Source organism: Bacillus sp. FSL M7-1345 (assembly GCF_038006985.1).
GTDB lineage: Bacteria > Bacillota > Bacilli > Bacillales > Bacillaceae_G > Bacillus_A > Bacillus_A cereus_U.
This window is the reverse complement of the sequence record NZ_JBBOWG010000001.1, coordinates 3891698-3918003: the sequence shown is the minus strand read 5'-3', so window position 1 is coordinate 3918003 and position 26306 is coordinate 3891698. Positions and strand designations below refer to the sequence as shown.

The window sequence follows — 26306 nt, the reverse complement described above, 5'->3', positions numbered from 1 at the left end:
GTTTCATCCCTCCTTCGTAACAGCTTTCTCCTAAACAATATGAATGATGTTATAAATTTATGATTAGAGGTGTAAAATGATGTGGGATTTTCCGAAAAAATGGTTGGGATTAGTGGTTATTATTGGCACTTTGATTTTTCTTTTTTTCTGGAAAACGAATCAGCAAACGGAGCAATCGCTCATTACAACGGAAGTTCAAGCGAAAGATGTGGAGAAAAAAAGTAAACCGAAAGTATTGGATACAAAGGAACAGAAAAAAATAATTATAATTGATGTGAAAGGGGCGGTTGTAAGAGAAGGTGTGTATGAAATGAAAGAGGGGGACCGAGCGAAGGATGCCGTTGAAAAGGCGGGTGGTTTTTTACTAGAAGCAGATGTGAAGAAGGTGAATTTAGCGCAAATTGTACAAGACCAAATGATCCTTTATGTACCGAATAAAAATGAGCAAGTACAAGAGGTGGCCACTTTTTCAAAGGGCGAGGCAAAGATTCAAATAAACGCAGCTTCTAAAGAGCAACTTGAAAAAATTACAGGCATTGGTTCTCGGAAGGCAGAAAGTATTTTGAAATACCGAGAAGAACATGGTCCGTTTCAGAAAATAGAAGATTTATTAGAAATTGATGGGATTGGTGCGAAGTCACTTGAAAAAATAAAAGATCAAATTATTATTCCATAAAAGATTGACGAAGTTTTTCTTTTTTCGCTACACTACAAGTAGACAAAAAAGTAGGTGAAAAATATGGAACGAATTTCATGGGATCAATATTTTATGACGCAAAGCCATCTGTTATCATTGCGTAGTACATGTACAAGACTTGCAGTAGGAGCGACAATCGTTCGTGATAAACGAATTATTGCTGGTGGATATAACGGTTCAATTAAAGGTGGTGTACATTGTATAGACGATGGTTGCTATGTCATTGATAATCATTGTGTTCGTACAATTCATGCGGAAATGAATGCTTTATTGCAATGTGCGAAGTTTGGTGCAAAAACAGAGGAAGCGGAAATTTATGTCACACATTTTCCTTGTTTGCAGTGCTGTAAGGCGATTATTCAAAGTGGTGTTACAGCAGTTTATTATGCACAGGATTATAAAAATCATCCGTATGCCGTAGAGTTATTTGAACAGGCGAGTGTAACAGTGAAGCACGTTCCGCTAGAATATGATATTACATCGCTAGAGGAACAAGAGCGTCATTTGCAGCTAAAGGAATTATTCGCAGCTTTAGAAAAAGATAATTTATCAATGGAAGAATTACAGCGTGTATTCACTAAAGCGAAAATGATGCTATAAGGAGTGAGTATGAGTTGAATGGACAATGGGGCTATGTTGCAATCTCGTTTATAATTGGGATTGCAATTACCTTTTCCACGTCGCATTTGTTGACTGCTTGTTGTTTCGTTTGTTATGTTTTATTTTGTTTATATCGTACTTCGCGTAAAACCTTCATATTTTGTATGATAGCGTGTTTTAGTGGCGCTATGTACACCACATATGTTCAGAGTCTAAATAAGTCGCTAGGGGAGCCCTACGAAGTTACACGAGGGGTCGTGCAAAATACACCTCTAATTAATGGAGATCGTCTCTCTTTTCAAATTGAGGATCAGAATAAAAACTTAGTGCAGTTAAATTATAAAATACAATCTGCTTCGGAAAAGAAGCAGTTGCAACAATTACATGCAGGTATATCGTGTACATTTAAAGGGGAGGTGAAAGAACCACAAACTGCTCGGAATTTTCATGTTTTTGATTATCGTAATTATTTATATCAGCAAAAAATACATTTTATATTTGATGTGACATACATTTCTGAATGCCAAAAAACATCGTTGTCACTCGTGCAATGGATTTTTCTTCTCAGGCAACAAACAATCTCGAAAGTTACAGAAATGTTCCCAGAACAATCAGGTGCATTTATGAACGCATTATTATTTGGAGATCGACAACAAATGACGTTTGAAGTAGAAGAGCAATATCAACAATTTGGTCTTATACATTTGTTGGCAATTTCAGGATCGCATATCGTATTATTAATGGTTATAATGTATTTTGTTTTACTAAGAAGTGGTGTGACGAAAGAGACAGCAACAGTATGCCTTATAGTTTGCATTCCTCTATATATGATCGTAGCTGGGGCGTCGCCATCTGTTGTGAGGGCTTCTATAACAGGAGTTTTATTGTTGGTAGCTTTCATGTGCTCTATTCGCTTATCTAGTCTAGACGCCTTAAGTATAACAGCTATATGTATGCTTATATACGATCCATATCTTATTTTCAACATTGGATTTCAATTCTCATTTGTAGGTAGTTTTGCTTTACTACTATCTGCGCCGATATTATTAGGGCGTAGTAATGGAGTAGTTCGAAATTCTATTTACATTTCTATAATATCACAGCTCGCTAGTACCCCCATCTTGTTATATCATTTTGGTTATTTTTCTCCTTATAGCATTTTCCTCAATCTTATATATGTTCCTTTTCTATCCATTATTGTATTGCCGTGTAGCATTATTATTCTTATATGTATGCCGGTTATTCCATTTTTCGCAAAAGGAATTGCATATGTACTTTCATTATGTTTAACCATTTCTAATGACTTTCTAAGTTACTGTGAAAGTTTCCCTTTCATCCGACTTACTTTTGGTCAAACTCCTTTATTTCTTGTGGCTATATATTGTTTTAGTATCGTTAGTATATTTGTGATTTGGGAAAGAGTAATAACGAAAAAAATTTTGTGCATAGTTGTGGGTGTGTTTCTTTTTATTAGTACTTGTCATTATGTATATCCATATTTTCGCGAAAGTGGGAGTGTTACATTTCTTGATGTTGGACAGGGAGATGCAATATTAATTCGTCTTCCGTACGATAAAGAGGTTTATCTTATTGATACAGGTGGAGCCCTTCCCGTCAAGAAGGAAGTGTGGCAACAGAAAAAGCATGAATTTTCTGTCGGGCATGATATTCTGGTACCTTTCTTACAAAAAGAAGGTATAAAAACGATTGATAAATTAATTGTAACGCATGGAGATGCGGATCATATAGGTGCTGCGCTGGATTTGCTGTCATCTATTATTGTAAAAGAAGTTGTATTTGGGAGAAAGGAACAAGATGCTGTATTGGAAAAAGTGGTGAAGAAAAAGGCGTTAGAAAAGAGCATGAAGATAAGTGTAGTAGGAGAAGGGGAAGGTTGGAGGGTAAATGAAGCGGAATTTTTCGTATTAGCTCCAAAGGGGAAAGAAAAGGGAGAAAATGACTCTTCGATTGTACTATGGGCCAGACTAGGGGGACTAACATGGCTATTTACGGGTGATTTAGAAGAAGAAGGAGAAAAGTTTATAGTATCGACATATCCTGATTTGCGGGCTAATATTTTAAAAGTTGCCCACCATGGGAGTAAAACATCGTCTACAGATCCTTTTTTAAGCCTTGTACAGCCTACTGTAGCGATTATTTCTGTGGGAGAGCGTAATAGGTATGGGCACCCGCATAAGGAAGTTATAGAGCGTTTTAAGAAGATGGGTATTGATATATGGCGTACGGATAAGCAAGGTGCTATTTCCTATGTTTTTAATGGAGAAAAAGGAACCTTTCAAAGTAAAATCACATATGATGAAACACATAGAAGATGAAAAAAAGAAGACTGCCGTTAAGCAGCAGCCTTTAAGAACCGATGAATTTAATAACAGTTGCAATAATGAAAAGTGTTGCGAAAAAACCAAATGAGACGATAAATCCTACCCCTGAATCAATAGCGTCATTGCGTTTACTTTGAACGTTTTGTTCAAAATCATTCATTTAGAATCCCTCCCCAACATTCCATTTTAGTATAGAATATTGTCAGAAAAAAATCTACAATTTCCATATGAAGCGAAATAGAGTATTTGTATACTTTTCTAGTTAGTTAAGTAGCGTGAATTTTTCATTTCCAATCATGTTAACAGTTGGCACTTATACTAAGATTATTATTGTAAATAATAAAGGGAAGGTGATTACCGCACACCAATAAGAAATCCGGGGCTTATTGCGTGGCGTTTTATATAAATAAAGGGGCGGGTTATAAAGCCCGTCCCTTTGTACTTGTAAAACAAAAGCTAGGGCATTAGTATAAATATATATTGCCAAGTTAGGGAGTAGGAAAAAATATGAGTGATATACATAAGAAGATTAAAAAGAAACAGTTCGCTCCGTTGTATGTACTGTATGGAACGGAAGCCTATTTTATAAATGAAACGATAAAGCTTATTACAACGGAAGCGCTTGAAGAGGAAGATCGAGAGTTTAATGTTGTGACATACGATTTGGAAGAAGCGTATTTAGAAGATGTAGTTGAGGATGCGCATACGCTTCCTTTTTTTGGAGAGCGTAAAGTTATATTAATAAAATCACCACTATTTTTAACGGCACAAAAAGAAAAATTAGAACAAAATATAAAAATTTTAGAAGAATATATTGGGGAGCCATCTCCTTTTTCTATTCTTGTTTTTGTTGCGCCTTATGAAAAATTAGACGAACGAAAAAAAATTACAAAACTATTAAAGAAAACAGCGGATGTAATAGAGGCAAATGCGATGCAAGTGCAGGATGTTCAGAAGTGGATTGTTTCTCGTGCGGATGAGGTGCATGTGCATATTGATAATGCAGCTGTTAGTTTGTTGTTAGAGCTTGTGGGAAGTAATGTAACAATGTTGGCGAAGGAAATGGACAAGTTAACGTTATACGTCGGTATGGGCGGAGAAATTACGCCAAAACTTGTCACGGAACTTGTGCCGAAATCTGTTGAGCAAAATGTGTTTGCTTTAACAGAAAAAGTGGTGAAAAAAGATATCGCTGGTGCGATGCAAATTTTAGACGGATTATTTACACAGCAGGAAGAACCAATTAAACTGCTCGCGTTATTAGTAAGTCAATTCCGCTTGCTCCATCAAGTGAAAGAATTACAACAGCGTGGTTACGGACAAAATCAAATTGCTTCCCATATTGGTGTGCACCCGTACCGGGTAAAGTTGGCGATGAATCAAACAAAGTTTTTCTCTTTTGAAGAATTAAAAAAAGTTATTATAGAATTAGCGGAAGCTGATTATAGTATGAAGACTGGAAAGATGGATAAGAAACTTGTGCTTGAGTTTTTCTTAATGCGGTTAAATCATATGTAGTAACACAAAAAAGTTCACGTACTAAATACGTGAACTTTTTTGTGTATATAAAAAACGATCCGAATGGATCGTTTTTTAAACGCCTTACGCGTTTACTTGTTTCGCTAAGCGAGATTTTTGACGAGCTGCAGCGTTTTGGTGGATAAGACCTTTACGAGCTGCTTTGTCAAGTTTTTTAGAAGCAGTTTTGAAAGCTTCTTTAGCATTTTCAAGATCGTTATTAGTAACTAAAGTTTCTACAGTTTTAACAGCAGTACGCATGTCAGACTTGATAGAAGCGTTATGTGAACGACGCTCTTCGCTAAGTTTAGCGCGTTTGATAGCAGATTTGATGTTTGCCATACTTTTCACCTCCCTGGTGCAATCGAATGACTCGATTCTTACATAGAACAAGTGATATTTTATCAAACGGTGAAGAGAATTGCAATAGTATATCAATGAAATTTCACGTAAAGGAAAGAATGACCTAATATAACTTGGGGAAATCTAACGATATTTACTATGAATTACGGAGGAGATACGATGAAAGAACCATTAGATTTAAGTAAATATAGTGTTAGAACTGACCTTGCTGTAGAGGCGCACCAAATGCTGCAAGAGCGCCAAGAAGAACAAAAAGGGATACAGGGAGTTATTGTAAAAGAGAGGGAAGAAGAGGGCGTTACAATTACAAAAGTAACTATTGATGAAATTGCATCGGAGTCGATGGGGAAAAAACCTGGGAATTATTTAACTCTTGAGGTGCAAGGTATACGACAACAAGATACGGAACTTCAGCAAAAAGTAGAGCGTATTTTTGCAAAAGAATTTTCTTATTTCTTAGAAGAGGTTGGTGTTTCAAAAGAAGCGAGTTGTTTAATCGTCGGGCTTGGGAATTGGAATGTAACGCCGGATGCACTCGGACCGATAGTTGTAGAGAACGTACTGGTGACGAGACATTTGTTTAAATTGCAGCCTGAAAGTGTGGAAGAGGGTTTTAGACCTGTTAGTGCGATTCGTCCAGGGGTAATGGGGATTACAGGAATCGAAACGAGCGATGTCATTTACGGAATTATTGAAAAGACAAAACCAGACTTTGTCATCGCAATTGATGCATTAGCTGCGCGTTCTATTGAACGAGTAAATAGTACGATACAAATTTCTGATACAGGAATTCATCCAGGATCTGGTGTTGGGAATAAGCGTAAGGAACTAAGTAAAGAAACATTAGGTATTCCTGTTATCGCAATTGGTGTGCCAACTGTGGTAGACGCTGTTTCGATTACGAGTGATACAATTGATTTTATTTTGAAACATTTTGGCCGGGAACTGAAAGAAGGAAACAAACCATCACGCTCTTTATTACCAGCTGGTTTTACATTTGGAGAAAAGAAAAAATTAACAGAAGAAGATATGCCAGATGAAAAGAGTCGAAATATGTTTTTAGGGGCTATTGGTACGTTAGAAGAAGAAGAAAAGAGAAAGTTGATTTATGAAGTGTTATCTCCTCTTGGTCATAATTTAATGGTAACCCCAAAAGAAGTAGATGCGTTTATTGAGGATATGGCAAATGTAATAGCAAGTGGTTTAAATGCAGCACTGCATCATCAGATTGATCAAGATAACACAGGGGCCTATACACATTGATGGAAAGAGGCAGAAATAGTTTGAGTCGATTTACGCTGTTATGTATATGCGGTACAGTCTTATGCTTGCTTATGATGATAGCTGGAGTGGCACTCGCTAATCATGGTCTGAAAAGTATGAAGGGGTATCGTCAGCTGTCATATGAACAAATTGCTCATATGACAGGAACAGAAGGCGCTGGGGCTGAATCAGAAATTTCGAGAGATACGTTTTCGGCTATTGAAAAACAAAAACAGTTAGAAAGCTTAAGAAGTTTTAATGTTGTAGAAGGTATCGGTATGGCGATAGCAAGTGTTGCTCGTGATATGACAAAGTTTGGGACGGATATAGTGGTTGGGGCAATAAAAGGGATTTTTAGTTAAGGATAGCAGGAAGGACGGTTGTCTTATTGGTTTGTAAGAGAGTCGTCCTTTAATTTGAAAAAGGTTTGTCTCTTATGGTTTGTTCGCATAAGATATAGATAGAGTGATTTGTATTGTAAGCAGCACGAGTTTTCATTGAATCTTTGCTGCTCTATTGATATAATCAGTGCTAGTGTATATTGGCGAGACTATTAGGAGTTGAGAACATAGATGAATAAAGAAGAAAGAGCAAAAAGACAGTCCAAAATTCGTAACTTCTCCATCATTGCTCACATTGACCACGGGAAATCAACGTTGGCAGACCGTATTTTGGAGAAAACAAACGCGTTGGCACAGCGCGAAATGAAGGCGCAATTGCTTGACTCTATGGAGTTGGAGCGTGAGCGTGGTATTACAATTAAATTAAATGCAGTACAACTAACGTATAAAGCGAAAGACGGTGAAGAGTATATTCTTCACTTAATCGATACTCCAGGACACGTCGACTTTACGTACGAAGTATCTCGTAGTTTAGCGGCTTGTGAAGGTGCAATTCTTGTTGTGGATGCAGCGCAAGGAATTGAGGCGCAAACATTAGCGAACGTATATTTAGCGCTTGATAATAATTTAGAAATCTTACCAGTTATTAATAAAATCGACTTACCAAGTGCAGACCCAGAACGCGTACGTCAAGAGGTAGAAGATGTAATTGGTTTAGATGCATCGGAAGCTGTACTTGCTTCAGCGAAAGCTGGCATTGGTATTGAAGATATTTTAGAACAAATCGTTGAAAAGGTACCAGCTCCAACAGGTGATTCAGAAGAGCCGTTACAATGTATGATTTTTGATTCTTTATATGATCCGTACCGTGGTGTAATTGCATATATCCGTGTTGTAAATGGAACGGTAAAAGTTGGCGATAAAGTACGTATGATGGCAACTGGAAAAGAATTTGAAGTAACAGAAGTAGGTGTGTTTACACCGAAAACAACGCAACGTGACGAGTTAACAGTAGGTGATGTAGGTTTCTTAGCAGCATCTATTAAAAACGTAGGCGATACACGCGTAGGTGATACGATTACACATGCGAAACGTCAGGCTGTAGAGCCGTTAAAAGGGTATCGTAAATTAAATCCAATGGTATTCTGTGGTTTATATCCAATCGATTCTGCACGTTATAACGACTTACGTGATGCGTTAGAAAAACTAGAATTGAATGATTCTGCTCTTGAATTTGAGCCTGAAACATCTCAAGCTTTAGGTTTTGGTTTCCGTTGTGGCTTCTTAGGGCTGCTTCACATGGAGATTATTCAAGAACGTATTGAACGTGAATTCAAGATTGACTTAATTACAACAGCGCCAAGCGTTATTTATAAAGTGTATTTAACAAACGGTGAAGATCTTATTGTTGATAATCCATCTAATATGCCAGATCCACAGGCTATCGATCGTGTAGAAGAGCCGTTTGTGAAGGCTGCAATTATGGTTCCGAATGACTATGTTGGAGCTGTAATGGAAATTTGCCAAGGGAAACGTGGAACGTTTATTGATATGCAATATTTAGATGAAACACGTGTTACATTGACATATGAAATCCCGTTATCAGAAATCGTATATGATTTCTTCGACCAATTGAAATCAAATACGAAAGGATATGCATCATTTGACTACGAGTTAATTGGTTATAAACCATCTAAGCTTGTGAAAATGGATATTCTTTTAAATAATGAACAAGTGGATGCTTTATCATTTATTGTACATCGTGATTCAGCGTATGACCGTGGTAAAGTAATTGTAGAGAAATTAAAGAAATTAATTCCAAGACAACAGTTTGAAGTGCCAATTCAGGCGACTATCGGAAATAAAGTTGTATCTCGTTCTACAATTAAGGCGATGCGTAAAAACGTACTTGCAAAATGTTACGGTGGTGACATTTCTCGTAAGCGTAAACTTCTTGATAAGCAAAAAGAAGGTAAAAAACGTATGAAGTCTGTTGGTTCTGTAGAAGTGCCGCAAGAAGCATTCATGGCTGTACTGAAAATGGATGATAACTAATAGAGTGAACTATAATTAGTGGGGATTTTTCTATTCTTCGCTAATTATTAGCCCGCACCAATTGTGATAAAAGTAGAAGCCGTTCGTTCGGCTTCTTTTTTTATATGCTACTTTTTAGACATCTTAGCAGCTCTCATTTACAATAGTGAGAGAGCTTTTTAGTGATTGATATAGAGTTAGGAGACTATTAATGTCCGAAAATATTCGAAAAGATATTCGAGAGAAAATACAAAAAGGTAATTTTAATTGCGAAAAGGAACTGACGCTTTCTATTATTAGTGGGAAGTGGAAAGTTGTGATATTGTGGCACTTAGGTGTGGAAGGTCCGCATCGTTTTAGTGAATTACAACGTCTGTTCCCGAGCATTTCTCATAAAGTGTTGTCAAATCAATTGAAAGAGTTAATGGAGGACGGGATTATTGATCGAACAGTATACCCGGAAATTCCTCCGCGAGTTGAGTACTATATGACGGAATTAGGTATGTCGCTTTTACCGATCGTTGAAATGATGTATGATTGGGGAAAAATGCGAATGGAACAAATTCGTAACACTTTATAAAAGTAAAGGACCCTCCGGAACGCGGAGGTTTTCTTTTTAGAAAGGTAGGAGTTATATTTGGTACAAGCTGCATATATTCATATTCCATTTTGTCAGCATATTTGTCACTATTGTGATTTTAATAAAGTATTTATTGAACGCCAACCGGTTGATCAATACTTACAATATTTAGAGAAAGAAATAATAAATACGGTTCAAAAAGTACCGTTTGAAAGTATGAAAACGATTTTTGTTGGCGGAGGAACTCCGACAGCTTTAAATATGGAGCAAACAAAACAGCTACTCGACATCATTAACCGTCGTTTGCGTCCATTTGCGCCGAATTGTGAATTAACATTTGAAGCGAATCCAGGTGATTTACCGAAAGAGAAGTTGAACTTATTGCTAGAAGGTGGAGTAAACCGAATTAGTTTTGGTGTGCAAACGTTTCGTGATGAGCTACTTGAGAAGATTGGACGCAGGCATACGAGAGAAGATGCATTCGTAGCAATTCGAGAAGCGCAGGAAGTCGGTTTTACAAATATTAATGTAGATTTAATTTATGCTCTGCCAGGACAGACGATAGAAGATGTAAAGGAAACATTAGACATTGCCTTTACGCTTGGTGTACAACATTTCTCAGCATATTCCTTAATTGTGGAACCGAAAACCGTATTTTATAACTTAATGAATAAAGGGAAATTAAGACTTCCAGGTGAAGACCATGAAGCGAAAATGTACGAAATGGTAATGGATGAAATGGAGAAAAATGGTTATAGCCAGTATGAGATTAGTAACTTCTCAAAAGGTGATAATGAAAGTAGACACAATCTCACATACTGGAATAATGAAGAGTATTATGGATTTGGAGCTGGAGCGCATAGCTATGTGAACGGGGAACGAATTCAAAATGTAGGTCCGCTCAAGCAATATTTCACTAAAATTGATGAGACAGGATTTCCATATTTAGATGTTCACGCAGTGACAGAGAAAGAAAAAATGGAAGAAGAGTTGTTCTTAGGACTTCGAAAAACAAAAGGTGTTTCTAAGTTAGAATTCCAAAAGAAATTTAATGTGGAGATGGATCATGTTTTTGCAAAGCAGTTACAAAGTAATCAAGAACAAGGATTACTTGAAAACAGAGATGGACATGTTTGTTTAACGAGGAAAGGGAAACTATTAGGGAATGAAGTATTCCAGTCATTTTTGATTGATTAATTAAATGTGCCATAAGCGTGAAAAAGTTTCGTTATTTCGTGACGTTTCCGTTGACAATTGAATGTCAATTTTGGTAAGTTATTAATAGATTTAGCACTCGAAGACAAAGAGTGCTAACAGAGGTGATGATGAGATGCTTACGGAACGTCAGCTCTTAATTTTACAAACAATTGTTGATGACTTTATTGGATCAGCGCAACCAGTTGGTTCGAGGACGTTGGCTAAGAAAGATGAAATTACGTTTAGTTCAGCTACTATTCGAAATGAAATGGCTGATTTAGAGGAACTAGGATTTATTGAAAAAACGCATAGTTCTTCTGGGCGTGTTCCTTCTGAAAAAGGGTATCGTTTTTATGTAGACCATCTTTTAGCGCCACAAAACTTACCAACTGATGAAATTGTACAAATTAAAGATTTATTTGCTGAAAGAATTTTTGAAGCAGAAAAAATTGCACAACAATCCGCTCAAATTTTATCAGAGCTTACGAATTATACGGCCATTGTTCTTGGTCCAAAATTGAGCACAAATAAACTTAAAAATGTACAGATTGTACCGCTTGATCGTCAAACAGCAGTCGCTATTATTGTAACAGATACAGGGCATGTGCAAAGTAAAACGATTACCGTTCCGGAATCTGTTGATTTATCAGATTTAGAAAAAATGGTTAATATTTTAAATGAAAAGCTATCTGGTATACCTATGGCAGAACTTCATAATAAAATCTTTAAAGAGATTGTTACAGTCTTGCGTGGGTATGTTCATAATTACGATAGTGCAATAAAAATGTTGGATGGTACATTTCAAGTTCCTTTATCGGAAAAGATATACTTTGGAGGAAAAGCAAATATGCTTTCGCAGCCAGAGTTCCATGACATTCAAAAAGTAAGATCCTTGCTGACAATGATTGATAACGAAGCTGAGTTTTATGATATTTTGCGTCATAAACAAGTAGGTATTCAAGTGAAAATTGGCAGGGAAAATTCTTCGATAGCTATGGAAGATTGTAGTTTAATTTCTGCAACGTATTCGATTGGAGAAGAGCAACTTGGAACGATTGCGATTTTAGGTCCAACGAGAATGCAATACTCTCGTGTAATTAGTTTGTTGCAGTTATTTACAAGGCAATTTACTGATGGACTTAAAAAATAAATGAGAGTAATACATTCGCTCAAGTGATGGAAATTTCATTGCTGTGTGTAATATATAATGCTTAGGTAATCGTGCTAATCGTGATACCTAATACCTTTTAAGGAGGTGAAAATTGTGGAAGAGCGTAACGAACAAGTGGTAGAAGAAGTGAAAGAAGCGCAAGTTGAAGAAGCTGTCACGACAGACAACAGTGAAGAAGCTGTAGAAGAGAAAAGTGAAGCTGCTCTTTTACAAGAAACAGTGGATGAGTTACAAGCGAAACTAACGGAAACGGAAGGTCGCACACTACGTCTACAAGCTGATTTTGAAAATCATAAGCGCCGCGTTCAAATGGATAAACAGGCTGCTGAAAAATATAGAGCACAAAGTCTTGTGTCAGATATTCTGCCAGCTCTTGATAATTTTGAAAGAGCAATGCAAGTGGAAGCAACTGATGATCAAATGAAGTCCTTATTACAAGGTATGGAAATGGTGCATCGTCAATTGTTAGAAGCGCTGACTAAAGAAGGTGTTGAAGTGATTGAAGCTGTTGGTAAACAGTTCGATCCTCATGAGCACCAAGCTGTTATGCAAGTAGAAGACAGTGAGTTTGAATCAAACGCGGTTGTGGAGGAATTCCAAAAAGGCTATAAGCTAAAAGACCGTGTGATTCGCCCATCAATGGTAAAAGTAAATCAATAATTTACATAAATGTAGGAGGATTCGCTATGAGTAAAATTATCGGTATTGACTTAGGTACAACAAACTCTTGTGTAGCTGTTATGGAAGGTGGAGAACCAAAGGTTATCCCAAATCCAGAAGGAAATCGTACAACACCTTCTGTTGTAGCTTTCAAAAATGAAGAGCGTCAAGTTGGGGAAGTTGCGAAACGTCAAGCAATTACAAACCCAAATACAATCATGTCTGTTAAACGTCATATGGGTACAGACTATAAAGTAGAAGTTGAAGGTAAAGATTATACACCTCAAGAAATTTCTGCAATCATTTTACAAAACTTAAAAGCTTCTGCTGAAGCGTACTTAGGTGAAACAGTGACAAAAGCTGTTATTACAGTACCAGCATACTTCAACGATGCAGAACGCCAAGCGACAAAAGATGCTGGTCGTATTGCTGGTTTAGAAGTAGAGCGTATCATTAACGAACCAACAGCAGCAGCACTTGCTTACGGTTTAGAAAAACAAGATGAAGAACAAAAAATTCTAGTATATGACTTAGGTGGCGGTACGTTTGACGTATCTATCCTTGAGTTAGCAGATGGAACATTTGAAGTTATTTCAACTGCTGGTGACAACCGTCTTGGTGGAGATGACTTTGACCAAGTTATCATCGATCATTTAGTAGCTGAATTCAAAAAAGAAAATAGCATTGATTTAAGCCAAGATAAAATGGCACTTCAACGTTTGAAAGATGCAGCTGAAAAAGCGAAGAAAGATCTTTCTGGTGTAACACAAACACAAATTTCATTACCATTCATTAGTGCTGGAGCTGCTGGTCCATTACACTTAGAATTAACGTTAACAAGAGCTAAATTCGAAGAAATTTCAGCTGGTCTTGTTGAAAGAACATTAGAGCCAACTCGTCGTGCATTAAAAGACGCTGGTTTTTCTCCAAGCGAATTAGATAAAGTTATCCTTGTTGGTGGTTCTACTCGTATCCCAGCTGTACAAGAAGCAATTAAACGTGAAACTGGTAAAGAGCCATACAAAGGTGTAAACCCAGATGAAGTTGTAGCATTAGGTGCTGCAGTTCAAGGTGGCGTACTTACTGGTGATGTAGAGGGCGTTCTATTATTAGACGTAACTCCACTTTCTTTAGGTATCGAAACTATGGGTGGTGTGTTCACGAAATTAATCGAGCGTAACACTACAATTCCAACAAGTAAGTCACAAGTATTCTCAACAGCTGCTGATAACCAACCAGCGGTAGACATTCACGTACTACAAGGTGAGCGTCCAATGTCAGCTGACAACAAAACATTAGGTCGTTTCCAATTAACAGACCTTCCGCCAGCACCACGTGGAATTCCACAAATCGAAGTAACATTCGATATTGATGCGAACGGTATCGTTAACGTACGTGCAAAAGACTTAGGAACAAGTAAAGAGCAAACTATTACAATCCAATCTTCTTCAGGTCTTTCTGATGAAGAAGTAGATCGTATGGTACAAGAAGCGGAATCAAATGCTGACGCTGACCAAAAACGTAAGGAAGAAGTTGAACTTCGTAACGAAGCTGACCAACTTGTATTCCAAACAGACAAAGTTGTAAAAGATTTAGAAGGTAAAGTAGATGCAGCTGAAGTAGCGAAAGCAACGGAAGCGAAAGAAGCATTACAAGCGGCAATCGAGAAAAACGAACTTGAAGAAATCCGTGTGAAAAAAGATGCTCTTCAAGAAATCGTACAACAATTAACTGTTAAATTATACGAGCAAGCTCAAGCAGCTGCAGGGCAAGCAGAAGGTGCACAAGGAGCACAAGACGCTGGCGCGAAAAAAGATAATGTAGTAGACGCTGAGTTTGAAGAAGTAAAAGAAGACAAGTAATACAGTGAAATAAAATAAGTAAGATGACAAAAAGTCAAAGTCAAGCGTGCCTTGGCTTTGGCTTTTTTCACGAATAAGAAGAAATGTGTGAGGATCTTAAGTTTTTTATTTTGCATACTGTAAGTGAGGAAACTTTGTTGCAAAGCACTTTCTTTCGGTGTTAAAATTACGTTTATGTGAAAGATTCGGGGGTTGCAAATTTATGAATAAACGAGACTATTATGAGGTCCTTGGACTTAGCAAGGGTGCTTCTAAAGATGAAATAAAAAAAGCGTATCGTGGTTTGGCTAAAAAGTACCATCCAGACGTAAGTAAAGAAGAAAATGCAATTGAAAAGTTTAAAGAAGTACAAGAAGCATACGAAGTATTAAGTGACGATCAAAAACGCGCGCAGTATGATCAGTTTGGTCACGCGGGTCCGAATCAAGGTTTCGGCGGAGGAGACTTCGGCGGTGGTTTCGGATTTGAAGATATCTTCAGTTCATTCTTTGGTGGCGGTGGCGGCAGACGTCGTGATCCGAATGCTCCGCGTCAAGGTGCTGATTTACAATATCAAGTTACTTTAGAGTTTGAAGAAGCTATTTTTGGTAAAGAATTAAATGTTGAGATTCCAGTGGAGGATCCATGTGATACTTGTAAGGGTAGCGGAGCAAAACCAGGGACTTCAAAAGAAACATGTAAACATTGTTCAGGATCAGGGCAAGTAAGTGTAGAACAAAATACACCATTTGGGCGTATTGTAAACCGTCAAGCTTGTGGGCATTGTTCAGGAACAGGTCAAATGATTAAAGAGAAATGTACGACATGCCATGGTTCTGGTAAAGTTCGTAAACGCAAAAAAATCAATGTTAAAATTCCAGCGGGTATCGATAATGGTCAACAAATTCGTGTATCTGGAAAAGGTGAAGCAGGCGTAAATGGCGGACCGGCAGGTGACTTATATGTTGTTGTTCATGTGAGAAATCATGAATTCTTTGAGCGCGAAGGGGATCACATTATTTGCGAAATGCCATTAACATTTGCGCAAATGGCACTTGGTGCGGAAGTAGAAGTTCCTACCGTTCATGGCAAAGTGAAGCTGAAAATTCCAGCAGGAACACAAACAGGAACAGAATTCCGCTTAAAAGGAAAAGGTGCTCCGAACGTACGTGGATATGGTCAAGGAGATCAATATGTAGTCGTTCGTGTTGTTGTGCCGACGAAATTAACTTCACATCAAAAAGATTTATTGCGTGAATTTGCAGGGCAAGAAGAGCAGGATGATAGCTTATTCAGAAAGCTTAAACGTGCTTTTAAAGGGGAATAATGGAAATAAAAAATGGAGTTGGTAAATTGTGAAATGGTCAGAAATTAGTATTCATACAACAGAAGAAGCAGTAGAAGCTGTCTCTCATATTTTGCATGAAGCAGGCGCTAGCGGGGTTGCGATTGAGGACCCAGCGGAGTTGACGAAAGAGCGCGAGCAACAATACGGTGAGATTTATGCACTTAACCCAGATGAATATCCAAGTGAGGGTGTTTTGGTAAAAGCATATTTCCCACAAACGGATTCTTTACACGAAACGGTTGCAGGTGTAAAATCATCTATTGATGCACTACCATCTTTCGACATCGAAATTGGTACAGGAAATATTACAATTAATGAAGTCGATGAGGAAGATTGGGCTACTGCTTGGAAGAAGTATTATCATCCAGTTCAAATTTCTGATACATTCACAATTGTGCCGACGTGGGAAGAGTATACACCGTCTTCTCCAGATGAAAAAATTATTGAATTAGATCCAGGTATGGCGTTTGGTACAGGGACACATCCAACAACAACGATGTGTATTCGTGCGTTAGAAAAAACGGTTCAGCCAGGTGATACTGTGATTGATGTGGGGACAGGTTCGGGGGTACTTAGTATTGCTGCGGCAAAATTAGGTGCGGCTTCTGTTCAAGCGTATGATTTAGACCCAGTTGCAGTTGAAAGTGCAGAAATGAATGTGCGCTTAAATAAAACAGATGACATTGTCAATGTTGGACAGAATAGTCTATTAGAAGGTATTGAAGGTCCAGTTGATTTAATCGTAGCAAATTTACTAGCGGAAATTATTCTTCTATTCCCTGAAGATGCAGCGAGAGTTGTGAAGCCAGGTGGATTATTTATTACATCTGGTATTATTGGGGCGAAAGAAAAAGTAATTTCTGAAGCGTTAGAAAAAGCTGGATTTACAATTGAAGAAGTGCTTCGAATGGAAGATTGGGTAGCAATTATTGCACGAAATGCGTAATATAGATTTTAGTCTATAAAGAACAGGGGAGTCTCTCACCGTATAAGGTGAGGGACTTGCCGTTTGTTATATGAAAATGATAACGTTTCGTTCTTTTCGTAAGTGTTGACTTACGAAAGGAACGAAACTCTACTAAGGTGATTATATGCAACGTTATTTTGTAGAAGAGAAATATGTAAATGAGACAAGTATTCGTATAATGGGTGATGATGTTCATCACATCGCAAGAGTGATGCGTATGTCAGCTGGTGACCACATTTATTGCTGTGTAAATGGTCAAACAGCAGAGTGTTCAATTGCTGAAATTACCAGTGAATTTGTGGATACCACTATTGTAGAATGGGTAGAGGCGTCAAGCGAACTTCCTGTGTTCGTGACGATTGCAAGTGGACTGCCGAAAGGAGACAAGCTAGAGTTAATTTTTCAAAAAGGAACTGAGCTTGGGGCAGCTGCATTTTTACCATTTCAAGCATCTCGATCTATTGTAAAGTGGGATGCGAAAAAAGCAGATAAAAAAGTTGAGCGTTTGAAAAAAATTGTAAAAGAAGCTGCGGAACAATCGCATAGAAGTGAAATTCCAGAAGTACACGTTCCCTCATCATTTAAACAACTGCTGTCGATGAGTAGCGAGTATGATGTTTGTCTTGTTGCGTATGAAGAAGAAGCGAAACAAGGTGAGAAATCTAATTTTGCGAAAGCTTTATCGACGATTAAACGAGGCCAAAAGCTGCTGATTGTATTTGGGCCGGAAGGCGGTTTAGCGGAGGAAGAGATAACCGCACTTCGTGAACATAAATTTGTACCATGTAGTTTAGGACCAAGAATTTTAAGAACAGAAACGGCTCCGCTTTATGCGTTAAGTGCCGCTTCTTATCATTTTGAATTGATGGGGTGATAATCAATGGCAACTGTTGCGTTCCACACGTTAGGTTGTAAAGTAAACCACTATGAAACAGAAGCGATTTGGCAATTGTTTAAACAAGGTGGTTATGAAAGAACTGAATATGAAAAAAAATCTGATGTATATGTTATTAACACATGTACAGTAACAAATACTGGAGATAAAAAAAGCCGTCAAGTAATTAGACGTGCTGTACGTCAAAATCCAGATGCGGTAATTTGTGTAACTGGATGTTATGCACAAACATCTCCAGCAGAAATTATGGCAATTCCAGGTGTAGATATTGTTGTTGGTACGCAAGATCGTGAGAAGATGTTAGGATACATCGAAGAATTCCGTCAAGAGCGTCAACCAATTAATGCTGTCCGCAATATTATGAAAACACGTGTATATGAAGAGCTCGATGTACCATATTTCACGGACCGTACACGTGCATCTTTAAAAATACAAGAAGGTTGCAATAACTTCTGTACATTTTGCATCATTCCTTGGGCGCGTGGTTTAATGCGTTCTCGTGATGGAAAAGAAGTTATTAAACAAGCGCAGCAATTAGTAGATGCGGGCTATAAAGAAATCGTATTAACAGGTATTCATACAGGTGGGTACGGTGAAGATATAAAAGAGTATAACTTAGCAGGATTACTGCGTGATATGGAAGCGGAAGTAAGCGGATTGAAACGTCTTCGTATTTCTTCTATTGAGGCGAGTCAAATTTCTGATGAAGTAATTGAAGTGTTAGATAAATCAGAAGTAGTTGTACGTCACTTGCATATTCCATTACAGTCAGGATCTAATACTGTATTGAAACGTATGCGCCGTAAGTATACGATGGAATTTTTCCAAGAGCGTTTAGATCGTTTGAAAGAAGCGTTACCAGGGCTTGCGATTACATCAGACGTAATTGTTGGATTCCCAGGTGAAACAGAAGAAGAATTCATGGAAACGTACAATTTCATTAAAGAGAATCGTTTCTCTGAATTACACGTTTTCCCTTATTCAAAACGTACAGGTACTCCAGCAGCACGTATGGAAGATCAAGTTCCTGAAGACGTGAAGAACGATCGTGTTCACCGTCTAATTGAGCTATCAAATCAATTAGCGAAAGAGTATGCTTCTAGATTTGAAGGTGAAGTACTTGAAATCATTCCGGAAGAGACATTTAAAGATGGTGACCGTGAAGGTTTATATGTAGGTTATACAGATAACTACTTAAAAATTGTGTTTGAAGGATCTGAAGAATTGATTGGTAAGCTAGTAAAAGTAAAAATTACAAAAGCTGGTTATCCATATAACGAAGCGCAGTTTGTTCGTGTTCTTGAAGATGATGTAAAAAAAGAATCAGCAAGCGCATAATAAAGTGAAACTTTAATCAGTGGGGGGGGGTTGTTCATCCCCACTGATTATTAGCCCTCACCAATCGGGCGTTTACGGGCAGTTGATCTCCCACCTAACTTCTTTGCTTCAGCCGAATTTTGAGATGGGAGTTTTACTGCCCGTTAATGCTTTTTTTTCGTTCATGGAGAAGTTAAGTATTGAAAGAAGATGCAGTGGGTTGTTCGTTAAATGAGTGATTTTTGAGCGTATCCTTGTATAAAAAAGATCCAGTAATAAAAATATATTTATTTTTAGGGGAAGAGATAAAGGCTATCAACATAGTTTTTGAAAAAGGAAGAGCATCAATTCTTCTTTTATTCTGCCAAATAGTTGACCTGAAGTGATAAAATGTATTATAATCGTAAAAGACATGCTGAAGAAGTGTTTCTTTTTGCATGCTGAAGTTAGTATGTAAGTGTGATGTTTCGGAGGGAGGGAAAGAGAATGTCAAAAACAGTCGTTCGTAAAAACGAGTCTTTGGAGGATGCACTTCGCCGTTTTAAAAAGTCGGTTTCTAAAACTGGTACACTTGCTGAAGCAAGAAAGCGCGAGTTTTATGAAAAGCCAAGTGTAAAACGTAAGAAGAAGTCTGAAGCGGCAAGAAAGCGTAAGTTCTAAGAGAGGGTGTAAGTTATGAGTCTTCTCGGTCGTTTAAACGATGATATGAAACAAGCGATGAAGAATAAACAAAAAGAAAAATTAACCGTTATTCGTATGGTTAAGGCTGCTTTACAAAATGAAGGTATTAAACTGCAACATACTCTTACTGAAGAAGAGGAATTAACAGTTTTAGCTCGTGAAGTAAAACAGTATAAGGACTCCCTCCTTGAATTTAAAAAAGCTGGTCGTGAAGACCTTGTTGATAAACTGCAAAGTGAAATTCAGATTTTAAGCGCATATTTGCCGGAGCAATTAACAGAAGAAGAACTAGCGGATATAATTAAGCAAGTTATTTCTGAAGTTGGTGCTACATCTAAAGCAGATATGGGTAAAGTGATGACTGCTGTTATGCCGAAAGTAAAAGGTAAAACAGACGGATCACTTGTGAATAAGCTGGTTATCCAGCTATTAGCATAAAAAAGCGTCTCATTTCGTATGAGACGTTTTTTTATGCTTTTTTCAGTTTGGACGTGATATTACAAGCTCTTTTTTCATACATATGGGATGAGAGGGGGTCTTTTGAGATGAAGAAATTAGAACAAATGAAGAATTGGTTAACGAAGCAAATAGACCTGCCAGTGGATGTGTTAATGGATCTACCTCGGATCACGCTTGTTGGGCAAGTACATATCTATATAGAAAATCATCGAGGATTATTAGTGTTTTCAGATAAAGAGGTAAGATTGCTATTGAAACATGGTCAATTATTAATTAAAGGTCAATCCTTTGTTATTAAAACAATCCTTCCAGAAGAACTGTTGCTTGAAGGGATTATTGAACAAGTGACGTTTTTAGAAAATGAAAAGAAAGAGGAGTGAGGAGAAACTTCCGTTTGTGAAGTTTTTCTTCGTTACCTTGTATTAACAGGTGATAACGTTCTGGCCTCAATATTCGGTTCGTACAAAGAGGATAGGTGGGAATTGAGTTCCACGTAAAAAAACTGGCTCGTGAAGGTTAATAATTAGTGAGGATCAAGGAATCTGCTAATTTAGTACGAGCTAGTTTGATAATCGAATTGAAAAGTAGTGTATCTACTTTTAGAAAGGTAGTGGAGATAGTCGATGAAAAATAAATGGTTTATAAAATGGCTTGGGTATGTAAAGGTGCGAATTGAAGGTAGAGGAGCGGAACGCTTTGTTAACGAGTGTGTGCGGAGGAAATTACTAGTTTGGGATGTAAAGAAGATAGCTGATGAAACGTTAGTTTTTTGTATGTTATTACGAGATGTGAAAAAGATAAAACCAATTTATAGGAAAAATGAATGTAAATTATATTTTATTGGACGTTACGGTTTTCCGTTTTGGAATAAGCGTTTAATTAAAAATAGTGGATTTTTAATTGGGTTTTTAATATTTTTTTTCGGAATGATCGCATTGTCAAATATGGTGTGGAAAATTGAAATTACAGGAGCAAAACCTGAAACGGAATATATATTGATGAAAGAATTGGACAAAATGGGTATAAAAAAAGGGAAATTACAGTTCCAAATGCCGAGTGTAGAAGATGTTCAACGTCATTTGACAGACAATATTAATGCGATTACTTGGGCGGGATTAGAAATAAGAGGGACAACATATCATTTTAAGATTGTTGAAAAAAATGAACCGAAAAAAGAAAGTGAACAACAGCCACAAAACTTAGTAGCAAAAAAAGAAGGGATTATTACAAAAACATTTGTGGAAGTTGGGAAGCCTGTTGTCATGAAAAATGACCATGTAGAAAAGGGGCAACTTCTCGTCTCGGGGATGTATGGTAATGAGGAGAATCCGACAATTGTTTCGGCTAAAGGGATTGTATATGGAGAAACGTGGTATAAATCTGAGGTGGATGTTCCGTTAAAGACGCAATTTCAAGTGTATACTGGTAATTCGTACAATGAATATTTTCTTAAATTTGGGAGTGCTAAAATAAAAATATGGGGATTTCAACAGGATAAGTATAAACGCTCTCGTACTGAAAGTGTAAAACATGATGTGAAATTATTTGGATTCACATTACCAGTTGCATACGAGAAAGATATTGTACGAGAAGAGGAAGAAGCGAACCGAGAATATACCGAAAAACAAGCAATGAAAGTAGCGAAAGAGATGGCAGAAAAAGAACTGAAGAAAAAATTGGATGAACATGCTATGATTGTAAGTGATAACATTTTGAGTAAAGAGGTTGAGGCGGATCACCTAAAGGTCACATTACATTATACAGTGATTGAAAATATTGCAGAGCCACAACCAATATCTGAATTCGATATTCAAGGAGACTGAGTAATGGCAGAACAATTAGTAGAAATGAACCAACAATTGGAAAACCCTAACGAAGCAATCGCTCTTTTTGGGGTAAATGATGCTCATTTAAAAGTAATTGAACGAGAACTTAGTGTATCGATTGTGACTAGAGGAGAATCTGTTCGTGTATCTGGGGCAGATGAAACTGTGGTGCTCGTAGAAAAAATCTTACAACAGTTACTTGTTGTTATCCGTAAAGGTGTATCAATTTCGGAAAGAGATGTTGCGTATGCGATTCAGCTTGGGCAACAAGGGAAAATTGCTCAATTCGAAGAGTTATATGAAGAGGAAATTTTTAAAACGGCAAAAGGTAAATCCATTCGTGTGAAAACGATGGGGCAAAGACGATATATTCATGCAATGAAAAAGAATGATATTGTATTTGGGATAGGGCCTGCTGGGACAGGAAAAACATACTTAGCCGTAGTAATGGCTGTGAGAGCTTTAAAGCAAGGGTATGTAAAGAAAATTATTTTAACAAGACCTGCTGTAGAAGCTGGAGAGAGCTTAGGGTTTTTACCAGGTGATTTGAAAGAAAAAGTAGATCCGTATTTACGACCACTATATGATGCGTTACATGATATTCTTGGACAAGAATATACACAACGTATGATGGAACGTGGTGTAATTGAAATTGCACCTCTTGCTTATATGAGAGGGCGTACTCTTGATGATTCATTTGTTATATTAGATGAGGCGCAAAATACAACTGGTGTTCAAATAAAAATGTTTTTAACACGATTAGGTTTTAGTTCTAAAATGGTTATTACGGGGGATCCCTCACAGGTAGACTTGCCAAAAGGGGTAAAGTCAGGTCTTTCTATTGCTGCTAATATTTTATCTGGTGTATCAGGTCTTTCGTTCATTACATTGGAACAAACGGACGTTGTGAGACACCAGTTAGTGCAACGTATTATTGAGGCATATGATAAAATGGAATGATCCTATTTGTCAGGATCATTTCTTTTTGTATGATAAGGTTGGCGAAGGACATATTTTTTACTATCATTAGAGACGAGGGAAATAAACTATAGGTGATGGTCTATAAAAATATGGTCCTAAAAAGCATCGTTGGCTGGAAGAAATGAAAGCTATAAATAGTTTCACTTTATTTCTGGAGAGGAGAAGGTATTGAAATCATGTCAAGATCTCAAGAAATTTCTAAGTGGTTTCGTAATTTACAACATTCGAAAAAACTAAGTTGGATTTCTTACGTTTTATTAGGAGCAGTACTGTTTTTTGCACTTATGAATAATGTAAAACCAGAGCAATTAGATGTTGAAATATACTCTATTGCTAAAAAAACAATCCACTCTCCTATTAAAATTGAAGATAAAGTTACAACGGAAAAAAAGAAAAAAGAAGCCGCTACCAAAGTTGAAGATCAGTATACATATAGAAGTGAGCTTAAACAAAATAAAGTGGATATTGTTAATGATGTTTTTGCTAAGGTAGATGAAGTGGTGCAAGAGATTAAAGCTGTTGGACCAGATGAGCAAAAAAAGATTACCGATGCTGATAAAGTGGACAAGTTGAAAAAGAAACTACCTGTCGATTTAACAAAAGATTTATCGGATTCAAACTTACTAAACTTGATTAACGCGGATTCAAGCCAATTGGTATTAGCAAAAGATGCAGCAGTCACAGCCGTTAATAGTATAATGGCTATGCATATTAAAATGGACGAATTGAAGGACGCTAAAGAGCGGTATGTAAGTGAGATGAATAATGTTAATGTCGATAGTGGTTTAAAAGAAGCTATTAAGGCACTAGGGAAATATGCAATTTCAGCAAATTATTTTTATGATCCGACTTTAACAAAAGAGAAGAGAAAAGCAGAGGAAGATTTAGTGCCGCCTGTTTATATCCTTCAAGGGCAAGTTCTTGTGAGAGAAGGAGAAACGATTTCAAGTGATATGTATAATCAGTTGAAATTAGTTGGGTTGCTAGAGAAAGGTAATAGCTTCCAACCTTATGTTGGTTTGGCGGTGCTCATTTGTGTGTTGCTATACTTTATGCATAAGCAGTTTGAAGTATTTTTACAGCGAAAAAGAGAAGATAGGCCGTATGTTTTAGCATACATCACAATTCTGTCTATCACGATTGTTTTAATGAAAATCATTAGTTTATTCCAAAAGCTTGAATATGCAGGAATTGCGTATGTTGTTCCGGTCGCGATGGGGACAATACTTGTGAAATTAATGATTGGTGACCGATTTGTATTTTTAACAAGTATGATTTTTTCTGTTTGCGGAAGTATTATGTTTAATGAAGGTGTAACGAGTACACTGAATTATAGTGTAGGGATTTATGTTTTGTTAAGTTCATTATCGGTTAGCATCTTCTTGAGAGAAAAAAATCGTCGTACGATGATTTTGCAAGCTGGTATACTCGTTTCCGTATTAAATGTAGTCGTATTGGCGGCGTTGTTATTATTACGAAATGGGAACTTTTCACCTCTTGAAATTGGTACGCAATTATTAATGGCAGCAGTTTCGGGGATTATCTCTTCTGTTCTAGCTATGGGGATTTTACCGTATTTAGAAAGTGGGCTCGGAATTGTATCGAGTATGAAATTAATGGAACTTTCAAGTCCGAATCACCCGCTCTTGCGCAAAATCTTATTAGAAGCACCGGGTACGTATCACCATAGTGTAATGGTAGCGAATCTTTCTGAAGCTGCTTGTGAAGCGGTTGGAGCAAATGGAGTGTTGGCTCGTGTAGGGGCGTATTATCATGATGTGGGAAAAACAGTACAACCACAGTTTTTTATTGAAAACCAGATGGGGATTGAAAACCCGCATGATAGATTAGACCCTGTAACGAGTAAAGATATTATAATCGCTCACGTAACTGATGGGGTGAGGATGTTAGAGGAATATCATATTCCTCAAGAAATTATTGATATTGCTGGACAGCATCACGGTACAACGTTACTTAAATATTTTTACTATAAAGCGATTAAGGAAGATAAAGAGAAATATAAGGAAGAGATGTTCCGCTACCCAGGATCAAAAGCAACATCTAAAGAGTCGGCAATTGTTGGTATTGCTGATAGTGTAGAAGCGGCGGTACGTTCAATGAATCATCCAACGCCAGATCAAATTAATAACTTAGTGCAAAGTATTATTAAAGATCGTTTGCAAGATGGGCAATTTAGTGAATGTGATTTGACATTTAAAGAATTACAAATTGTTTGTAAAACGTTATGTGAAACGTTAAATGGTATTTTCCATTCTCGTATTACATATCCGGAGCTGCCGGAAGATAAGGAGAAAGAATGAGTTTATTAATTGATTTTATTGATGAAACAGAAGAAGTGAAAGACGAATATATAAGTTTGATTCGAGGATTGGTAGAGAAAGCAGCCCAAATGGAAAATATAGAAGAAGGGGCAGAATTATCGGTTACGTTTGTAGATAATGAACGTATTCGTGAAATAAACCGTGATTACCGAGATAAGGATCAACCTACGGATGTTATTTCTTTCGCAATGGAAGAAATGGGAGAAGGCGAGATGGAAATCGTCGGTGCGGAGATGCCGCGTATGTTAGGAGATCTTATTATTTCTATTCCAAGAGCAAAAGAACAAGCGGAAGAATATGGACATTCTTTTGATCGAGAACTTGGGTTTTTAGCACTACATGGCTTTTTGCATTTGCTTGGTTATGATCATATGACAGAAGAAGATGAAAAAGAAATGTTTGGAAGACAAAAAGAAATTTTAGAGGCCTTTGGATTAGGACGATGAAAAAAGGAAAACTTTTAGATAGTTTTGGATATGCTATAGCTGGTATATACTTTTGTCTTCGTCATGAACGAAATATGAAAATTCATTCTTTAGCCGCAGTCATTGTTATGTGCTGCGGCTTTTATTTCCATATTACAACAACGGAATGGATTGTATTACTTATTGTGATAGGGATTGTAATGGGTTTAGAGATGGTGAATACGGCTATTGAAAAAACAGTAGACTTAGCAACCGCGGATATTCATCCGTTTGCGAAAATTGCAAAGGATGTTGCGGCGGGGGCAGTTTTATTGTTTGCAATTATAGCTGCTGTAATTGGTGCTATTATCTTTTTACCGTATATGGTATAGTTGCATTCCGAAGCTTTTATTAAGCTTTGGGAGCGCCGTGAAGGCCTTTAATGAAAGAGTGTATCTATTCACATCTGTGAACGGAAA

Annotated in this window: 26 protein-coding genes; 24 read left to right on the top strand and 2 right to left on the bottom strand. The window is 37.2% G+C overall.

All coding sequences use genetic code 11. The annotated features are described in order from the left end of the window. The first annotated feature begins 76 nt into the window (after positions 1-76). The 3 genes from MHB76_RS20475 (at position 77) to MHB76_RS20465 (ending at position 3633) form a co-directional block, all read left to right on the top strand. Positions 77-676 (top strand): helix-hairpin-helix domain-containing protein, encoded by a 600-nt coding sequence (locus tag MHB76_RS20475; RefSeq protein ID WP_016106185.1) that lies wholly within the window; start codon positions 77-79, stop codon positions 674-676. Between the two features lie 63 nt (positions 677-739). Continuing rightward, positions 740-1297 carry a ComE operon protein 2 gene (locus tag MHB76_RS20470; RefSeq protein WP_002088698.1) on the top strand — a complete coding sequence of 186 codons (558 nt, stop codon included), beginning with the start codon at positions 740-742 and terminating at the stop codon, positions 1295-1297. Between the two features lie 14 nt (positions 1298-1311). Further along, complete coding sequence (locus MHB76_RS20465) at positions 1312-3633, top strand: DNA internalization-related competence protein ComEC/Rec2 (RefSeq protein WP_078172792.1); 2322 nt, start codon at positions 1312-1314, stop codon at positions 3631-3633. A 31-nt stretch (positions 3634-3664) separates the two neighbouring features. On the opposite strand, the gene MHB76_RS20460 is transcribed toward MHB76_RS20465, so the two are convergent. Continuing rightward, positions 3665-3799 (bottom strand): YqzM family protein, encoded by a 135-nt coding sequence (locus MHB76_RS20460; protein WP_000997609.1) that lies wholly within the window; start codon positions 3797-3799, stop codon positions 3665-3667. Positions 3800-4146: 347 nt separating this feature from the next. Between MHB76_RS20460 and holA the strand changes: the two genes are divergently transcribed. Further along, positions 4147-5157: a DNA polymerase III subunit delta gene (holA, locus tag MHB76_RS20455; protein WP_002034073.1), complete on the top strand. Its 1011-nt coding sequence runs from the start codon at positions 4147-4149 to the stop codon at positions 5155-5157. 84 nt (positions 5158-5241) lie between these two features. Here holA and rpsT read toward each other — a convergent pair whose 3' ends face one another. Next, positions 5242-5499 carry a 30S ribosomal protein S20 gene (gene rpsT, locus MHB76_RS20450; protein WP_002088694.1) on the bottom strand — a complete coding sequence of 86 codons (258 nt, stop codon included), beginning with the start codon at positions 5497-5499 and terminating at the stop codon, positions 5242-5244. 180 nt (positions 5500-5679) lie between these two features. Here rpsT and gpr point away from each other — a divergent pair, with 180 nt between their 5' ends. The 20 genes from gpr (at position 5680) to MHB76_RS20350 (ending at position 26219) form a co-directional block, all read left to right on the top strand. Then, entirely contained in the window at positions 5680-6783 is a 1104-nt protein-coding gene (gene gpr, locus MHB76_RS20445; RefSeq protein WP_002111912.1) for a GPR endopeptidase, read from the top strand. Further along, entirely contained in the window at positions 6783-7145 is a 363-nt protein-coding gene (locus MHB76_RS20440; RefSeq protein WP_002199322.1) for a YqxA family protein, read from the top strand. The genes gpr and MHB76_RS20440 overlap by 1 nt, the downstream gene beginning before the upstream one ends. A gap of 210 nt (positions 7146-7355) precedes the next feature. After that, a complete protein-coding gene (gene lepA, locus MHB76_RS20435; protein ID WP_002145694.1) occupies positions 7356-9179 on the top strand; it encodes an elongation factor 4 in 1824 nt (607 codons plus the stop codon). A gap of 190 nt (positions 9180-9369) precedes the next feature. Further along, the gene (locus MHB76_RS20430) at positions 9370-9738 is read left to right on the top strand and encodes a winged helix-turn-helix transcriptional regulator (RefSeq protein ID WP_002160441.1); all 369 of its coding nucleotides are present in this window, start codon (positions 9370-9372) and stop codon (positions 9736-9738) included. Positions 9739-9795: 57 nt separating this feature from the next. After that, positions 9796-10935 (top strand): radical SAM family heme chaperone HemW, encoded by a 1140-nt coding sequence (hemW, locus tag MHB76_RS20425; RefSeq protein WP_078172793.1) that lies wholly within the window; start codon positions 9796-9798, stop codon positions 10933-10935. A 133-nt stretch (positions 10936-11068) separates the two neighbouring features. Further along, positions 11069-12085, top strand: a complete 1017-nt coding sequence (gene hrcA / locus MHB76_RS20420) for a heat-inducible transcriptional repressor HrcA (protein WP_002067157.1) — start codon at positions 11069-11071, stop codon at positions 12083-12085. A gap of 114 nt (positions 12086-12199) precedes the next feature. Then, the gene (grpE, locus tag MHB76_RS20415) at positions 12200-12766 is read left to right on the top strand and encodes a nucleotide exchange factor GrpE (protein WP_078172794.1); all 567 of its coding nucleotides are present in this window, start codon (positions 12200-12202) and stop codon (positions 12764-12766) included. A 26-nt stretch (positions 12767-12792) separates the two neighbouring features. Continuing rightward, a complete protein-coding gene (dnaK, locus tag MHB76_RS20410) occupies positions 12793-14628 on the top strand; it encodes a chaperone protein DnaK (RefSeq protein WP_002111905.1) in 1836 nt (611 codons plus the stop codon). A gap of 202 nt (positions 14629-14830) precedes the next feature. After that, positions 14831-15934: a chaperone protein DnaJ gene (dnaJ, locus tag MHB76_RS20405; protein ID WP_002160443.1), complete on the top strand. Its 1104-nt coding sequence runs from the start codon at positions 14831-14833 to the stop codon at positions 15932-15934. A 28-nt stretch (positions 15935-15962) separates the two neighbouring features. Next, complete coding sequence (gene prmA, locus MHB76_RS20400) at positions 15963-16901, top strand: 50S ribosomal protein L11 methyltransferase (protein ID WP_002145700.1); 939 nt, start codon at positions 15963-15965, stop codon at positions 16899-16901. 145 nt (positions 16902-17046) lie between these two features. Then, positions 17047-17796: a 16S rRNA (uracil(1498)-N(3))-methyltransferase gene (locus tag MHB76_RS20395; RefSeq protein WP_002160444.1), complete on the top strand. Its 750-nt coding sequence runs from the start codon at positions 17047-17049 to the stop codon at positions 17794-17796. Positions 17797-17802: 6 nt separating this feature from the next. Next, the gene (mtaB, locus tag MHB76_RS20390) at positions 17803-19155 is read left to right on the top strand and encodes a tRNA (N(6)-L-threonylcarbamoyladenosine(37)-C(2))-methylthiotransferase MtaB (RefSeq protein ID WP_340987509.1); all 1353 of its coding nucleotides are present in this window, start codon (positions 17803-17805) and stop codon (positions 19153-19155) included. 465 nt (positions 19156-19620) lie between these two features. After that, positions 19621-19794, top strand: coding sequence for a 30S ribosomal protein S21 (rpsU, locus tag MHB76_RS20385; RefSeq protein ID WP_002088683.1), 174 nt, complete (start codon positions 19621-19623; stop codon positions 19792-19794). A 15-nt stretch (positions 19795-19809) separates the two neighbouring features. Beyond that, positions 19810-20253, top strand: coding sequence for a GatB/YqeY domain-containing protein (locus MHB76_RS20380; protein WP_000054578.1), 444 nt, complete (start codon positions 19810-19812; stop codon positions 20251-20253). Between the two features lie 107 nt (positions 20254-20360). Further along, positions 20361-20654, top strand: a complete 294-nt coding sequence (yqfC, locus tag MHB76_RS20375) for a sporulation protein YqfC (RefSeq protein WP_002088680.1) — start codon at positions 20361-20363, stop codon at positions 20652-20654. 243 nt (positions 20655-20897) lie between these two features. Further along, a complete protein-coding gene (gene yqfD, locus MHB76_RS20370) occupies positions 20898-22097 on the top strand; it encodes a sporulation protein YqfD (protein ID WP_002111891.1) in 1200 nt (399 codons plus the stop codon). Positions 22098-22100: 3 nt separating this feature from the next. Continuing rightward, positions 22101-23060 (top strand): PhoH family protein, encoded by a 960-nt coding sequence (locus MHB76_RS20365; protein ID WP_002160446.1) that lies wholly within the window; start codon positions 22101-22103, stop codon positions 23058-23060. 197 nt (positions 23061-23257) lie between these two features. After that, positions 23258-25402: an HD family phosphohydrolase gene (locus tag MHB76_RS20360; protein WP_078172798.1), complete on the top strand. Its 2145-nt coding sequence runs from the start codon at positions 23258-23260 to the stop codon at positions 25400-25402. Beyond that, positions 25399-25869, top strand: coding sequence for an rRNA maturation RNase YbeY (ybeY, locus tag MHB76_RS20355; protein WP_002088675.1), 471 nt, complete (start codon positions 25399-25401; stop codon positions 25867-25869). Before MHB76_RS20360 ends, ybeY begins: the two co-directional genes overlap by 4 nt. Further along, on the top strand, positions 25866-26219 hold the full coding sequence (locus MHB76_RS20350; RefSeq protein WP_016106176.1) for a diacylglycerol kinase family protein: 354 nt from the start codon (positions 25866-25868) through the stop codon (positions 26217-26219). Before ybeY ends, MHB76_RS20350 begins: the two co-directional genes overlap by 4 nt. The last annotated feature ends 87 nt before the right edge of the window (positions 26220-26306 follow it).

Bases quoted from the DNA above. Each gene is read 5' to 3' on its own strand.
- MHB76_RS20475 (WP_016106185.1), top strand. From the start codon at position 77: ATGATGTGGGATTTTCCGAAAAAATGGTTGGGATTAGTGGTTATTATT.
- MHB76_RS20470 (WP_002088698.1), top strand. From the start codon at position 740: ATGGAACGAATTTCATGGGATCAATATTTTATGACGCAAAGCCATCTG.
- MHB76_RS20460 (WP_000997609.1), bottom strand. From the start codon at position 3,799: ATGAATGATTTTGAACAAAACGTTCAAAGTAAACGCAATGACGCTATT.
- holA (WP_002034073.1), top strand. From the start codon at position 4,147: ATGAGTGATATACATAAGAAGATTAAAAAGAAACAGTTCGCTCCGTTG.
- rpsT (WP_002088694.1), bottom strand. From the start codon at position 5,499: ATGGCAAACATCAAATCTGCTATCAAACGCGCTAAACTTAGCGAAGAG.
- gpr (WP_002111912.1), top strand. From the start codon at position 5,680: ATGAAAGAACCATTAGATTTAAGTAAATATAGTGTTAGAACTGACCTT.
- MHB76_RS20440 (WP_002199322.1), top strand. From the start codon at position 6,783: ATGGAAAGAGGCAGAAATAGTTTGAGTCGATTTACGCTGTTATGTATA.
- lepA (WP_002145694.1), top strand. From the start codon at position 7,356: ATGAATAAAGAAGAAAGAGCAAAAAGACAGTCCAAAATTCGTAACTTC.
- MHB76_RS20430 (WP_002160441.1), top strand. From the start codon at position 9,370: ATGTCCGAAAATATTCGAAAAGATATTCGAGAGAAAATACAAAAAGGT.
- hrcA (WP_002067157.1), top strand. From the start codon at position 11,069: ATGCTTACGGAACGTCAGCTCTTAATTTTACAAACAATTGTTGATGAC.
- dnaK (WP_002111905.1), top strand. From the start codon at position 12,793: ATGAGTAAAATTATCGGTATTGACTTAGGTACAACAAACTCTTGTGTA.
- dnaJ (WP_002160443.1), top strand. From the start codon at position 14,831: ATGAATAAACGAGACTATTATGAGGTCCTTGGACTTAGCAAGGGTGCT.
- MHB76_RS20395 (WP_002160444.1), top strand. From the start codon at position 17,047: ATGCAACGTTATTTTGTAGAAGAGAAATATGTAAATGAGACAAGTATT.
- mtaB (WP_340987509.1), top strand. From the start codon at position 17,803: ATGGCAACTGTTGCGTTCCACACGTTAGGTTGTAAAGTAAACCACTAT.
- rpsU (WP_002088683.1), top strand. From the start codon at position 19,621: ATGTCAAAAACAGTCGTTCGTAAAAACGAGTCTTTGGAGGATGCACTT.
- MHB76_RS20380 (WP_000054578.1), top strand. From the start codon at position 19,810: ATGAGTCTTCTCGGTCGTTTAAACGATGATATGAAACAAGCGATGAAG.
- yqfC (WP_002088680.1), top strand. From the start codon at position 20,361: ATGAAGAAATTAGAACAAATGAAGAATTGGTTAACGAAGCAAATAGAC.
- yqfD (WP_002111891.1), top strand. From the start codon at position 20,898: ATGAAAAATAAATGGTTTATAAAATGGCTTGGGTATGTAAAGGTGCGA.
- MHB76_RS20365 (WP_002160446.1), top strand. From the start codon at position 22,101: ATGGCAGAACAATTAGTAGAAATGAACCAACAATTGGAAAACCCTAAC.
- MHB76_RS20360 (WP_078172798.1), top strand. From the start codon at position 23,258: ATGTCAAGATCTCAAGAAATTTCTAAGTGGTTTCGTAATTTACAACAT.
- ybeY (WP_002088675.1), top strand. From the start codon at position 25,399: ATGAGTTTATTAATTGATTTTATTGATGAAACAGAAGAAGTGAAAGAC.
- MHB76_RS20350 (WP_016106176.1), top strand. From the start codon at position 25,866: ATGAAAAAAGGAAAACTTTTAGATAGTTTTGGATATGCTATAGCTGGT.